The sequence below is a fragment of the Streptomyces sp. SAI-135 genome (assembly GCF_029893805.1).
Classification (GTDB): domain Bacteria; phylum Actinomycetota; class Actinomycetes; order Streptomycetales; family Streptomycetaceae; genus Streptomyces.
Genome location: NZ_JARXYP010000002.1, coordinates 2,102,569 through 2,115,637, shown reverse-complemented (window position 1 = coordinate 2,115,637; position 13,069 = coordinate 2,102,569). Strand labels below are relative to the sequence as shown.

At 71.4% G+C, this 13,069-nt stretch carries 13 protein-coding genes; 6 read left to right on the top strand and 7 right to left on the bottom strand.

The window, feature by feature from the left end; translation table 11 throughout:
• Nucleotides 1–37: 37 nt before the first annotated feature.
• Entirely contained in the window at nt 38–751 is a 714-nt protein-coding gene (locus tag M2163_RS14000; protein WP_280894110.1) for a winged helix-turn-helix domain-containing protein, read from the bottom strand.
• Nucleotides 752–819: 68 nt separating this feature from the next.
• Nucleotides 820–1,461, bottom strand: a complete 642-nt coding sequence (locus tag M2163_RS13995; RefSeq protein WP_280852464.1) for a TetR/AcrR family transcriptional regulator — start codon at nt 1,459–1,461, stop codon at nt 820–822.
• A 76-nt stretch (nt 1,462–1,537) separates the two neighbouring features.
• Between M2163_RS13995 and M2163_RS13990 the strand changes: the two genes are divergently transcribed.
• The 3 genes from M2163_RS13990 to M2163_RS13980 all read left to right on the top strand — a co-directional run bounded on the left by M2163_RS13990 (nt 1,538) and on the right by M2163_RS13980 (nt 4,007).
• Complete coding sequence (locus tag M2163_RS13990) at nt 1,538–2,692, top strand: acyl-CoA dehydrogenase family protein (protein ID WP_280894109.1); 1,155 nt, start codon at nt 1,538–1,540, stop codon at nt 2,690–2,692.
• Between the two features lie 59 nt (nt 2,693–2,751).
• Nucleotides 2,752–3,039: a YiaA/YiaB family inner membrane protein gene (locus M2163_RS13985; RefSeq protein ID WP_020117785.1), complete on the top strand. Its 288-nt coding sequence runs from the start codon at nt 2,752–2,754 to the stop codon at nt 3,037–3,039.
• A gap of 344 nt (nt 3,040–3,383) precedes the next feature.
• The gene (locus tag M2163_RS13980) at nt 3,384–4,007 is read left to right on the top strand and encodes a TetR/AcrR family transcriptional regulator (protein WP_280894108.1); all 624 of its coding nucleotides are present in this window, start codon (nt 3,384–3,386) and stop codon (nt 4,005–4,007) included.
• A 4-nt stretch (nt 4,008–4,011) separates the two neighbouring features.
• Here M2163_RS13980 and M2163_RS13975 read toward each other — a convergent pair whose 3' ends face one another.
• Complete coding sequence (locus M2163_RS13975; protein WP_280852467.1) at nt 4,012–4,473, bottom strand: MaoC family dehydratase; 462 nt, start codon at nt 4,471–4,473, stop codon at nt 4,012–4,014.
• A 108-nt stretch (nt 4,474–4,581) separates the two neighbouring features.
• Between M2163_RS13975 and soxR the strand changes: the two genes are divergently transcribed.
• On the top strand, nt 4,582–5,085 hold the full coding sequence (gene soxR, locus M2163_RS13970) for a redox-sensitive transcriptional activator SoxR (protein ID WP_280852468.1): 504 nt from the start codon (nt 4,582–4,584) through the stop codon (nt 5,083–5,085).
• A gap of 136 nt (nt 5,086–5,221) precedes the next feature.
• Nucleotides 5,222–5,953, top strand: coding sequence for a hypothetical protein (locus M2163_RS13965; RefSeq protein ID WP_280894107.1), 732 nt, complete (start codon nt 5,222–5,224; stop codon nt 5,951–5,953).
• On the opposite strand, the gene M2163_RS13960 is transcribed toward M2163_RS13965, so the two are convergent.
• Both M2163_RS13960 and M2163_RS13955 read right to left on the bottom strand, forming a co-directional pair.
• A complete protein-coding gene (locus M2163_RS13960; RefSeq protein ID WP_280894106.1) occupies nt 5,899–6,621 on the bottom strand; it encodes a 3-keto-5-aminohexanoate cleavage protein in 723 nt (240 codons plus the stop codon). The genes M2163_RS13965 and M2163_RS13960 overlap by 55 nt on opposite strands.
• Before the next feature lie 88 nt (nt 6,622–6,709).
• The gene (locus M2163_RS13955; protein WP_053850258.1) at nt 6,710–7,312 is read right to left on the bottom strand and encodes a hypothetical protein; all 603 of its coding nucleotides are present in this window, start codon (nt 7,310–7,312) and stop codon (nt 6,710–6,712) included.
• A 233-nt stretch (nt 7,313–7,545) separates the two neighbouring features.
• Between M2163_RS13955 and M2163_RS13950 the strand changes: the two genes are divergently transcribed.
• A complete protein-coding gene (locus M2163_RS13950; protein WP_280894105.1) occupies nt 7,546–10,332 on the top strand; it encodes a penicillin acylase family protein in 2,787 nt (928 codons plus the stop codon).
• Between the two features lie 34 nt (nt 10,333–10,366).
• Here M2163_RS13950 and M2163_RS13945 read toward each other — a convergent pair whose 3' ends face one another.
• Both M2163_RS13945 and M2163_RS13940 read right to left on the bottom strand, forming a co-directional pair.
• The gene (locus tag M2163_RS13945; protein ID WP_280852472.1) at nt 10,367–11,680 is read right to left on the bottom strand and encodes a serine-threonine protein kinase; all 1,314 of its coding nucleotides are present in this window, start codon (nt 11,678–11,680) and stop codon (nt 10,367–10,369) included.
• Between the two features lie 72 nt (nt 11,681–11,752).
• Nucleotides 11,753–12,985: a DUF1343 domain-containing protein gene (locus M2163_RS13940; protein ID WP_280894104.1), complete on the bottom strand. Its 1,233-nt coding sequence runs from the start codon at nt 12,983–12,985 to the stop codon at nt 11,753–11,755.
• Nucleotides 12,986–13,069: the final 84 nt, after the last annotated feature.

Here is a 13,069-nt window from a genome sequence, read left to right as displayed (position 1 = left end):
GGGGGCTCGCGGATTTCGGACGGGTGGTCGGCGGGGCTCAGCGCAGCGCTTCCGTGTCGACGCCCAGGAGTTCGGCCCACACCCGCTCTCCCGCCGCCGTCACCTTCACGGCCCGTTGCGAGCCGATGCGGACGCACCAGCCCGCGTCCAGCGCGTGCCGGCACAGGGCCGCCCCCGCCACCCCCGCCAGGTGCGGACGGCGTTCGGTCCAGTCGAGGCAGGCCCGGGCCAGCGGGCGGCGGCCCCGGCGGTCGAGGGGGATGCCCGCGGCCCCGAACCATGCGAGGCCCGCGTCGGTGAGGGCGAAACCCGTGTCCTGGCGCAGCAGTCCGCGGGACGTCAGGGCGTCGGTCAGGGCGATGCCCAGGCGGCCCGCGAAGTGGTCGTAGCACGTGCGGCCCCGGGCCATCGCCGATCCGGCGCTCGACTCCCGCAGGTTTCGCGGGCGCCGGGCCGTGTCCTGTTCGGGGGCCACCTGTGCCGCGAGGTCCTCGACCAGGTGGGCCACCCGCGCGTCGGCGAGCCGCACGTACCGGTGGCGCCCCTGCCGCTCCTGCGTCAGCAGTCCGCCCGCGACCAGCTTGCCGAGGTGCTCGCTCAGGGTCGAGGCGGCGACTCCCGCGTGGCGGGCCAGTTCACCCGCGGTCCAGGCCCGGCCGTCGAGGAGGGCCAGGAGGCAGGCGGCCCGGGTCTCGTCGGCGATCAGGGCGGCGAGCCTCGCCAGCGGGAGCGCCTGCGGGTCCTTGGTCATGCGTTCCAGCATGGGGCAGGGATGTTTCGGCGCCCACCGAAATGTCCTCGGCGCCTGCCGGGACATGCCTATGCGGGGCGCCCGACCTGCTCGTACTGCTGCACCAGCCCGTCCAGCAGAGCCCTGAGCCCCGTCTCGAAGGCCCGCTCGTCGATCTTCTCCTGCTGCTCGGCGAGAAGGTGGGCCTGGCCGAGGTGGGGGTAGTCGGCGGGGTCGTACGCGCTCGCGTCGTCCACGAAGCCCCCGGCGAACGAACCGAGCGCGGAGCCCATGATGAAGTACCGCATCAGCGCGCCGATGGAGGTCGCCTGCGCCGGTGGCCAGCCCGCGTCGACCATCGCGCCGTAGACCGCGTCGGCGAGGCGCAGGCCCGCGGGGCGGCGGCCGGGGCCCTGGGCGAGGACCGGGACGATGTTGGGGTGGTCGCGCAGGGCGGTGCGGTAGGAGACGGCCCAGTCGTGCAGGGCGGTCCGCCAGGCCCGGCCGTCCTCGAACATCGACAGGTCGACCTGGGCGCTCACCGAGTCGGCGACCGCCTCCAGGATCTCGTCCTTCGTGCGGAAGTGGTTGTAGAGGGACGGCCCGCTGACCCCGAGCTCCGCCGCCAGCCGGCGCGTGGACAGCGCCGCGAGGCCCTCCGCGTCCACGAGGGCGCGTGCCGTCTCGACGATCCGGTCGGTGCTGAGCAGGGGCTTGCGCGGTCGGGCCATGGCGCACATAGTAGGGCTGCGAACAAGAAACTAGCAGTGCTAATTTAAAGGTGTCCTTCTCAAGTGAGGTGATCTCGTGGTCGACCTGGGGCTCAGCGAGGAGCAGACCGCCGTCCGGCGGCTCGCGCGGGACTTCGTGGACCGCGAGATCGCACCCCACGTCGTCGCCTGGGACCGTGCCGAGGAGGTCGACCGGTCCCTTGTCAAGAAGCTCGGCGAGGTCGGCTTCCTCGGCCTGACGATCGACGAGGAGTACGGCGGCTCGGGCGGCGACCACCTGGCGTACTGCCTGGTCACCGAGGAGCTCGGGCGGGGTGACTCGTCCGTGCGCGGGATCGTGTCCGTCTCCCTCGGGCTCGTCGCCAAGACGGTCGCCGCGTGGGGGACCGAGGAGCAGAAGCGGCGCTGGCTCCCCGGGCTCACCTCCGGCGCGTACGTCGGCTGCTTCGGCCTCACCGAGCCCGGCACCGGCTCCGACGCGGGCAACCTCGCCACGCGCGCGGTGCGGGACGGCGACGACTACGTCATCGACGGCACCAAGATGTTCATCACCAACGGCACGTGGGCCGATGTGGTGCTGCTGTTCGCCCGGTCGACGGACGCTCCCGGCCACAAGGGCGTCTCCGCCTTCCTGGTGCCGGCGGACGCACCCGGCCTCACCCGCCGCACGATCCACGGCAAGCTCGGGCTGCGCGGCCAGGCGACCGCCGAACTGGTCCTGGAGGGGGTCCGCGTACCCGCCTCCGCGATGCTCGGCGAGGAGGGCAAGGGGTTCTCCGTCGCCATGTCCGCGCTGGCCAAGGGGCGGATGTCGGTGGCGGCGGGGTGCGTGGGCATCGCCCAGGCGGCACTGGACGCGGCCGTCCGGTACGCCGGGGAGCGCGAGCAGTTCGGCAAGCCGATCGCCGGGCACCAACTGGTCCAGGAGCTGATCAGTGACATCGCCGTGGACGTGGACGCGGCCCGGCTGCTGACCTGGCGGGTGGCCGACCTGATCGACCGCGGCGAGCCCTTCGCCGTCGAGTCCTCCAAGGCCAAGCTCTTCGCCTCGGAGGCGGCGGTGCGCGCCGCGAACAACGCGCTGCAGGTGTTCGGCGGGTACGGGTACATCGACGAGTACCCGGCGGGCAAACTGCTGCGCGACGCCCGGGTGATGACCCTGTACGAGGGCACGAGCCAGATCCAGAAGCTGGTGATCGGGCGGGCGTTGACGGGGGTCTCGGCGTTCTGAGTACCGACTGAGTACCTGAGCGGATGTGGCCCGTGCCACGTGTGGCCGAGACTCTCGCCATGAGTGACACACCGGTCAAGCAGCAGAACACGGCGGCCTTCTACGGCCAGGCCGTGGCCTCCTTCGCCGTGGCCATGGCCGCCACGGCCGTCGGCATCTTCCGCCTGAACGCCGACGCCTGGGTGCGGGGTTTCCTGGCGATCGCCGTTCTCTACCTGGTCACCTCCGCCTTCACCCTCGCCAAGGTCATCCGCGACCGCCAGGAGGCCGGCCAGATCGTCAGCCGAGTCGACCAGGCCCGCCTGGAGAAACTCCTCGCCGAACACGACCCCTTCGAGAAGCTGTGACGGGAGGCGGCGCGGGCTGAGGGACCGCGAACGTCCCACCCCGGAGGGGACCCCACCCACGCCGCCCGCCCCCGGCCCAACCGCCCCAAGACTCTCCCCCTCCCTTGGGCCCGCGGGAACACGGCTGTGTCCCGTCGACGAGGGTTCGAATGTCGGTGGTCGTGGGCCGCCCTCGGCCCCCGGGGACAGGCGTCCACTGTTGCCGGCTCCCCCGGACCGACCGCGCCCCACGCTCCGCAACGCCCGCTCCCGCCCGCCGCAGGCGCCCCGCTGGGCGGGGAGGCTAAGCGCTCGCTCAGGTTCGGCGGTATGGTGGGGGTTCTGACAGTGGAGAGGGGCGTGCGATGAGTACGGCGGAGGAGACGGCCGGCGGCGAGACGTCGGCGTGGGGCGAGGTCACGCCCGACGCGGCGCGGCGGCTGCTCGTAGCCGCGGTGGAGGCGTTCGCCGAGCGCGGCTACCACGCCACCACGACCCGGGACATCGCGGGCCGGGCCGGCATGAGCCCCGCCGCGCTCTACATCCACTACAAGACCAAGGAAGAGCTGCTCCACCGCATCAGCCGCATCGGTCACACGAAGGCGCTGGAGATCCTCCAGGTCGCGGCCCGCCGCGAGGGCACCGCGACCGAGCGGCTCGCGGACGCGGTGAGCTCCTTCGTGCGCTGGCACGCCGGCGGCCGCACCACCGCCCGGGTCGTCCAGTACGAACTCGACTCCCTCGGCCCCGACGCCCGCGCCGAGATCCTCGCCCTGCGCCGCCAGTGCGACGCCGAGGTGCGCGGGATCATCGAGGACGGCGTGGCCTCCGGCGAGTTCGACGTGCTCGACGTCCGGGGCACCACCCTCGCCGTCATGTCGCTCTGCATCGACGTGGCCCGCTGGTTCAACGTCGACGGCCCCTGGACCCCCGACGAGGTCGGCGCGCTCGACGCCGACCTCGTGCTGCGGATGGTGGGGGCCAAGTAACCGCTCAGAGGTAGTAGCGGGACACCGATTCCGCCACGCACACCGGCTTGTCCCCGCCCTCGCGCTCCACGCTGAAGGCGACGGTGACCTGGACGCCCCCCGCCACGTCGTCCACGCCGGTGATCGTGGCGGTGGCGCGCAGGCGGGAGCCGACGGGTACCGGCGCGGGGAAACGCACCTTGTTCGTCCCGTAGTTGACGCCCATCTTCACACCCTCGACCTTGATCAGCTGCGGTCCGAACAGCGGCAGCAGGGACAGGGTGAGATAGCCGTGCGCGATCGTCGTGCCGAAGGGGCCCTGCGCGGCCTTCTCCGGGTCGACGTGGATCCACTGGTGGTCACCCGTGGCGTCCGCGAACAGGTCGATGCGCTTCTGGTCGACCTCCAGCCAGTCGGTGTACCCGAGCTGCTCGCCCACCGCCGCCTTCAGGTCGTCGACGCCCGTGAAGATCCTCGGCTCTGCCATGTCCCTGGCCTCCTCGCCACATGATGTCTAAGCGACTGCTTAGCATGGTCCGCCGGGAAGCCCCTGTCAACGGACCGCGAGGGTGACGGCATGGGTAGGCTTCGAGGGGTGCCCCAGATTCCCGAGAAGATCCACGAACTCACGGTCGGCCAGCTCGCCGCCCGCAGCGGCGCCGCCGTCTCCGCCCTGCACTTCTACGAGTCCAAGGGCCTGATCAGCAGCCGCCGCACCACGGGCAACCAGCGCCGGTACTCCCGTGACGCGCTGCGCCGGGTCGCGTTCGTCCGGGCCGCCCAACGCGTCGGCATCCCCCTGGCCACGATCCGCGACGCCCTGTCGGAGCTCCCCGAGGAGCGCACCCCCACCCGCGAGGACTGGGCCCGCCTCTCCGAGGCCTGGCGCTCCGAACTCGACGAGCGCATCAAGCAGTTGAACCGCCTCCGCGACCACCTCACCGACTGCATCGGCTGCGGCTGCCTCTCCCTCGACACCTGTGTCCTGTCCAACCCGGACGACGTCTTCGGCGACCGGCTGACCGGTTCGCGGCTGCTGGTGGAGCGGGGCGGGGGCGGGCAGGGCAACGGCCGCCGCGACCGGGAACAGTGCCGCTGAACCGTACGGCCGGGCGCGGCACCCGTTCCGCCCGGCCGTACCGGAACCCGCTGGTGCGCCCTCACCGGGCCTGGTAGCGTCGCGATCTTCGGCCGGCGGCGACTCCGTGCCCGGAGTCCTGACGGGATCAACTCCCATGACCTCACCGGCCCTTGACGCGGCTCTCGCCGACATCGACACCGTCTTCAACGGCTGCACCAGCCCGGGCGAGTCGGCCTGCGAGCTCTGCCACCTCCCCGAGGAGGCCGCGTACCTGCGCACGCCGTACGTCCGGATCCCGGCGGACGTGCTGCGGATGTACGCCTTCGAGGTGTCCGACCACTTCGACGACCAGGAGGCCGCGATGCGCCGGCTGCTGCCGCAGGGCGCGCGGGCGCTGGTCATGGGGGAGATGGAGCCGCTCGGCCTCGGCTTCCACGGACTGGCCGTCGTCGACTGGCGTACCTGGCCCGCAGACCAGTCCGCCGCCGTGGAGACGTTCGTGCTCGCCTGGTGGGCGGACGTCCTCGCGGCGCCGGAGCCTCCGTACCGGATCGTCGAGATCTTCGAGCTGTGCGCCTCCGTGCTCCGCTCGGTCACCCCGCTCCTCGACCGCTGGCACGCGAGCCCGGTCGCCGACGCGCACCTCGCGCGCTGCGTCGACCGGTGGCTGGACGAACTGCTCGTCGACGAGTCGCCGTTCGGCTGGTTCCTCCAGGGCGAGGAGACGGCCGTGCCCGCACTGCGGGCCTGGCTCGCCCAGTACGCCCCCGACCGGCTCCGCGCCCGCGACGAGCCCGACCTGGCCAAGAAGGCCGAACTCCTCGCCCTGCCCTACGACGACCGCTGGGCCCACCCGTACTGGGCCAGTCCCTCGGCCACCAGCTGAGCGTTGGACGCGGCGCGTCGGCCGTCCGGCAGGACCAGCATGTCCTCCAGGCCGACCCGCGTCGCGAGACCGAGCCGCCCGGCCAGCCGCAGCACCGGCCAGGCGCCGCCGTCCTCGCCGTGCAGCAGCACCGGGCGACCGTGGGCCCTGCCGAGCCCGTCGAGCAGCGTGCGCGCGGTGGTCTCCGCCGCGTCGGTGTCCGTCACCTCCGCGAGGACACGCAGCACCTTCGGCCCGAGCGGGGACACCGCGAACCGCTCGGCCGCGTCCGTACCGGACCAGATGCCGGCCTCCACGCCGACGCCCCGGTCGATCAGCGCCGCCGCGAGCGACTCGGCCCCCGGCTCGTGCCAGTTCACCGAGGCGTGGTCGGGCAGCACGGTCCAGCTCCGGACACGGGCGATCCGGCCCGCCGGGTCCGGCTCCGCCCAGGCGCCGGTCGTCACACCGACGGGGACCGACACCCGTGCGCGGATCGCGTCCAGCGTCGCCGCGACCACCCGCGGCGACAGGCTGTCCCGCCCGCACGGTGTCTTGGGGTGGACATGGATGTCCGTGGCGCCCGCGGCCACGGCCTCGGCCGCCGACTGGGCCATCGCCAAGGGCGTGAGGGGCACCGCCGATCCGTCGGCGGTGCCGCGCGGACCGTTGAGACACACCTGCACCATTCCTCGATGGTGCCAGGCGGCACTGACATTCCGGGCCTGTTCAACAGGGGGTGCGGCATCCCCGGCGCACCCCCGGCGCGCCCACACGCTAGGCCGACATCAGCAACCGTCCGCGCCTGGCGTCCGCCAGGGCCTCGGGTGTGAGCACGGGCCGCGGCACCAGGATCCCGCAGTCCGCGCAGACCGGGCCTGTCGAGGGTTCGTGATCCAGTTCGTACTTCCAGACGAGCCGCTCCCCGTCGCACACCGGACACACCGCGCCCGGCTCGCGCTCCAGCGCGGAGATCAGCCTGCGCAACACCTCGGCCAGCGAGTCATCGGGGTGCACCCGGGGATCGTCGCACCACGCGACTCCGAACCCGCCCCAGGTCAGCCGGTGCCAGTCGTCCACACTGCCCGGCCTGCGCAACCCGTCGTGCTTCTCCTTCTTGCGCCGCTCGGCGAACTCGACCTCGTAGGCCAGCCAGACCGAACGCGCCTCCTCCAGTTCCTCCAGTGCGGCCACGAGCCGCGCTGGGTCCGGGGAGCGGTCCTCGGGACCGAAACCCGCCCGGGAGCACAAGTGGTCCCAGGTCGCCCTGTGCCCGTAAGGAGCGAACCGCTCAAGACACTTGCGCAGCGAGTAGCGCCGGAGCGCCAGATCGCACCGCGGATCTCGCACCTGTCTCGCCAGACTCCGGAAACCGGCCATCGCCCTGCACCTCCGTCACAACTGCACCTGTACTTCGGTCACTTCGGCGTTGTCGCACGGACTTCGCGCGACGTTGCCGAATAGACGTATCGACAAGCGATTTGGCTCCATCCGATTTCCGATGCCCCCCATAAGCTCGAGAACCCCTGTCAAAACTTGACGCATGTTCATCTTCAATCTCGGGGATACCGGCGGTAACGTCCGGCCACACCCCCCCGTCGGTTGGAGCTGCCATGCCACGGCGCACCTCACGCACCGCACTCGACAGACTGAGAACTCCCGGCAGACTCACCGGGTTCCTGAAGTCCGCATCCATATGCGTCCTGATTGCCGGTCTTTTGTCCCCGCTTGCCCAGACGGCCTCCGCCGCCGAGGCCGCGGCGCCGAACGACTACTGCGGCGGCCAGTGTTCCGACATCCTGCCGCCCGGCGAGAACGGCAACGCGACCCTCGCGCAGATCCTCCTCAACCAGGCCTTCGGCACCCAGCCCGACCACGCCGAGGACCAGCTCGGCCCCTACGCCAACCTGGCCAAGGGGTACCCCACGCTCACCAGTTCGACGATCAACACGTTCTTCAACGACGCCTCCTTCGGGGTGGCGTCCGATCAGGTGGCCTCCACCCTGAGCCCCGCCGGACGCACCGACGTGACGATCGTCCGTGACAAGAAGACGGGCGTACCGCACATCACCGGTACCACCCGATACGGCACCGAGTTCGGCGCGGGCTATGCGGCCGCCCAGGACCGGCTGTGGCTCATGGACGTCTTCCGGCACGTGGGCCGCGGCCAGCTGACCGCCTTCGCGGGCGGCGCCCCCTCCAACCAGGGCCTGGAGCAGCAGTTCTGGCGCAACGCCCCCTACAGCGAGGCCGACCTCCAGGCGCAGATCGACAACGCGGTGGCGGCCAACGGAGCCCGCGGCGTACAGGCACTCGCCGACGCCAACGCCTACCTCGCCGGCATCAACGCCTACATCGACGCCTCCGACAGCGGCCGTTACTTCCCCGGCGAGTACGTCCTGACCGGCCACAAGGACTCGATCACCAACGCCGGCACCATCGACCACTTCAAGCTCACCGACCTGGTCGCGCTGGCGTCCGTCATCGGCGCCCTGTTCGGGTCCGGGGGCGGCGGTGAGGTCAACAACGCGCTCTCGCTGATGGCCGCCCAGGAGCGGTACGGCGTGACGAAGGGCACCGAGGTCTGGGAGTCCTTCCGCGAGCGCAACGACCCCGAGGCCGTCCTCACCGTCCACAACGGCGAGAGCTTCCCGTACGCCACGAAGCCCGCGAACGCACAGGGTGAGGCGCTGCCCGACGCCGGTTCGGTGACCACCGAGCCCCTGGTCCACGACGCCACGGGCACCGGCGCCGACCAGAGCGCGAGCGCGGCCTCCGCCACGGCGACCGCGAACGCGCTCACCTCGGCCAAGCGCGGCATGTCCAACGCCCTCGTGGTCAGCGGGAAGTACACCGCCAGCGGCCACCCGGTCGCCGTCTTTGGCCCCCAGACCGGCTACTTCGCCCCCCAGCTCCTCATGCTCCAGGAGATCCAGGGCCCGGGCCTCAGCGCCCGCGGTGCCTCCTTCGCCGGCCTGAGCATGTACGTCGAACTCGGCCGCGGCCAGGACTACTCGTGGTCCGCCACCACCTCCGGCCAGGACATCATCGACACCTACGCCGTCGAACTGTGCCAGGACGACTACCACTACCTGTACCACGGCACCTGCACGGCCATGGAGAAGATCGAACAGAAGAACTCCTGGAAGCCGACCACGGCCGACGGCACCGCCGCGGGGTCGTACACGATGCGGGTCTGGCGCACGAAGTACGGCCCCGTCGAGTACCGGGCGACCGTCGGCGGCAAGAAGGTCGCCTACACCACCCTGCGCTCCTCCTACATGCACGAGGCCGACTCGATCATCGGCTTCCAGATGCTGAACGACCCGGACTACGTCAAGAGCCCGCAGACCTTCCAGAGCGCGGTGCAGCACATCAACTACACCTTCAACTGGTTCTACGCCGACTCCACGCACACCGCGTACTACAACAGCGGCGACAACCCGGTGCGCGCGTCCGGCGTCGACGCCGAGTTCCCGGTGTGGGCGCAGTCGGCGTACGAGTGGCGTAACTGGAACCCGGCGACGAACACCGCCGACTACACCCCGGCCTCCGCGCACCCCAACTCCGTCGACCAGGACTACTACATCTCCTGGAACAACAAGCAGGCCAAGGACTACACGACCGCACCCTGGGGCGACGGCTCGGTGCACCGCGGCAACCTGCTGGAGGACCGGGTCAAGAAGCTGGTCGCCGCGGGCGGGGTCACCAGGGCCTCACTGGTGAAGGCCATGGCCGACGCGGCCCTCGCCGACCTGCGCGCGGAGGACGTCCTCCCGGACCTGCTCAAGGTGATCAACAGCTCGACGGTCACCGACTCCACGGCGGCGGCCGCGGTGAGCAAGCTCCAGGCGTGGCTGACGGCGGGCGGCAAGCGCACCGAGACGTCGGCCGGTTCGAAGAAGTACGCCGACGCCGACGCGATCCGCATCCTGGACGCGTGGTGGCCGCTGCTGGCCAAGGGCATCTTCGAACCCGGCCTCGGCACCGGCCTGTACACCGCCATGCAGGCCAACCTGCCCGTCGACGAATCCCCGTCGGCCGCGCACGGCCCCACCGGCTCCCACGCGGGCAGCTCCTTCCAGTACGGCTGGTGGAGCTACGTCGACAAGGACGTCCGCGCGGTGCTCGGGGAGAGCGTGCGGGGCCCGCTGGCGGACAAGTACTGCGGCGGCGGCAGCCTCAGCGCCTGCCGGGACGTCCTGATCAGCACCCTGAAGACCGCGGCGGGCAAGACCGCGGCCCAGGTCTACCCCGGTGACGACCTGTGCTCGGCGGGAGACCAGTGGTGCGCCGACTCGATCGTGCAGCGCACCCTGGGCGGCATCAAGCACTACAACATCAGCTGGCAGAACCGTCCGACGTACCAGCAGGTGGTGGAGTTCACCTCGCACCGGTAGAAGGACCGGCGCAGGTAAGGCGGTTGGCGGCGGGTCAGTGGATACGGCCCGCCGCCAGCACCAGCTGGGCCAGCTCGCGGTGGCAGATGTCGCTGTGCGCCCCCGCGGGCGGTCCGCCGCGTCTGACGACGGCGGCCGTGTCGACGTTCACACAGCCCTTCACGGGCAGCTTCCGCAGGGCGTCGGCCAGCTTGACGGACGGCGTGTCCGGCACCGACTGCACGCCGTCGTGGCCCATCGCCCCCCACTTGGCGCCCAGCGTCCGGCCGAGGTCGAAGGCCGCCACGCCCCGGGCGTCCCCCGCCATCCGCGAGGCCAGCGGGTACAGCGTGGCGAGCGCCGAGTCATGGCTGGAGAAACAGCACACGAGCGGTCCGTCGACACGGTTCTGCTGCCCCTGGAGCACGCCTCCCGCCCGTGCGTCGTGCGGCAGCCGGGACGCGAACGCGTAGTGCGAGAAGGCCCCTTGGAGCAGCGTCACGGACTTGACCGTCCGCACGCCCTCCGGCAGTCCGCGCAGCGCGAACGACACCAGCCGTCCGCCGAAGCTGTGCCCCACGAGATGCACGCGCACCCCGGGCGCCGCCGCCGCGAGCTGCCCGACGACCCGGCCGAGCCCGCGCTCGCCGACCGTGCCCGCCCGCCGCTTCATCGCGTAGTAGGTGCCCTGCCGCAGCAGTTCGTGCGCCCCGTCCCACGGGTTGGGAATCGTGAACTCCTGTACGTCGGCGGGCGATTCGAGACGGTGGAGGGCCTGCGCGAACTCCTCGCACACCGCCGCCGCAGGCCCGGCGAGGATCTCCGGCTCGTCCTGCGGCACCCCCTCCGCCAGCGTGTCCGCCGCGAACAGCGCCTGCGGCCCCGGCGGCACGACCTCCACGAGCATCCGCACCAGCCGCCCGAACTCCTCCAACTCCGCTTCCTCACGCGGCTGCTGGTCCAGCAGCCGGGCTAGCTGGTCGATCACCGTGGCCCGTCCGGGAAAGGTCTCCAGCAGCGCGTGCCGGGTGTCCTTGTCCAGCACCGGCCGCGGCGGCAGCTCGGCGGCCACGGCCCGCGGGAAGTCCGGGATCGGCTCGTCCGAGAACCGCATGGACGGCCACACGACCCCCACGTACCCGAGCCTCGCGGTCGGTGCGAGCTGCGGGAACGGCTCGAAGAAGCGGCTGTAGAGCCGGGTCGCCCCCGAACGGTCGCTGTTCCAGCCGTGGCAGAACACGACCAGGTCCCGGACGCCCCGGTCCACCACCTCCGCGAGCAGCCGGTCCCGCCGGTCGGTGTCCGGGTCGCCGTCCGCGTCGAAGGTCAGCTCCCAGTACGGCGTCACGCTCATCGCCGGATCCGCCATCACGCACCACCTCGTCCCCCGTAGTGGTGCGCATCGTCCTGCTACCGGGCGAAGTTGGCCATACTCCACGCCTCATCCGTAGAGGAGGTAATTCTTTCGAATCCGCCGGAAAGCGCTCAGCTCCTCCCGCCAGCCCGCCACGACCTCGTCGGTGTCCGCACCGGCGTCGATCATCGTGCGGACCCGGGCGGAACCGGTGAGCCTGTCGATCCAGTTGTCGGCGCGCCAGCCGAACCCGGACCAGGTCCGCTTGGCGGTCACGAGCAGGGCGATTCCGGTGCGGACGGGGTCGTAGGCGGACCTGTCGTGGACGTGGATCTGGACGCCCCCGATCGTCTTCCCCTGGAACTTGGAGAACGTCGGCGCGAAGTAGGCCTCCCTGAAGTGCACTCCGGGCAGGCCGAGTTCGTTCGCGGCCGCGGCCCAGCGGCCGTCCAGGCCCTCCGCGCCCAGCAGTTCGAAGGGACGGGTGGTGCCGCGGCCCTCGGAGAGGTTCGTGCCCTCGAAGAGACAGGTGCCGGAGTACACCAGCGCGGTGTCGGGGGTCGGCATGTTTGGGCTCGGGGGGACCCAGGGCAGGTCCCAGTCGTCGTAGAACTGCGAGCGCCGCCAGCCCGTCATCAGGACCGTGTCCAGGGCGACCGGGGTGGTGAGGAACTCGCCGTTGAAGAGCCGGGCCAGCTCCGCGACGGTCATGCCGTGTGCCTGGGAGATGGGCTGCCGGCCCACGAAGGTCGCGAACTCCCGGTGCAGGACCGGTCCGAGGGCCGCGCGGCCGGTGACCGGGTTCGGGCGGTCCAGCACGACGAAGCGCTTTCCGGCGAGCTGGGCCGCCTCCATGCAGTCGTACAGGGTCCAGATGTAGGTGTAGAAGCGGGCGCCGACGTCCTGGATGTCGAAGACGACCGTGTCCACGGCGGAGGCGGTGAAGATGTCGGCGAGGGCCTGGCCGCTCTTCAGGTACGTGTCGTAGACGGGCAGGCCGGTCGCGGGGTCGTCGTGGCGGCCTTCGGAACCGCCGGCCTGCGCGGTGCCGCGGAAGCCGTGTTCGGGGCCGAACACTGCCGTGAGCTGAACCCTGGGGTCGGTGTGCATCACGTCGACGATGTGGTGGACGTCTCTGGTCACGCCGGTGGGGTTGGTGACGATGCCGATGCGCTGGCCGTGGAGTCGTTCGTAACCGGATGCGGCCAGGTTCTCGAAACCGGTGCGTCTGCGGTGGTGGGCCGCTTGGGTGGGGGATGCGGAGGTGAGTGACGCCGTTGCCGTTGCTGCTGTCAGCAGGGTTCGTCTGGATAGGCGCATGCAGTGCACGTTAGGTGCTTCCGCGGGTTGTGGGCAGGGTGCGGGTGCGTCGTGGCCGGTCGCGCAGTTCCCCGCGCCCCTGGG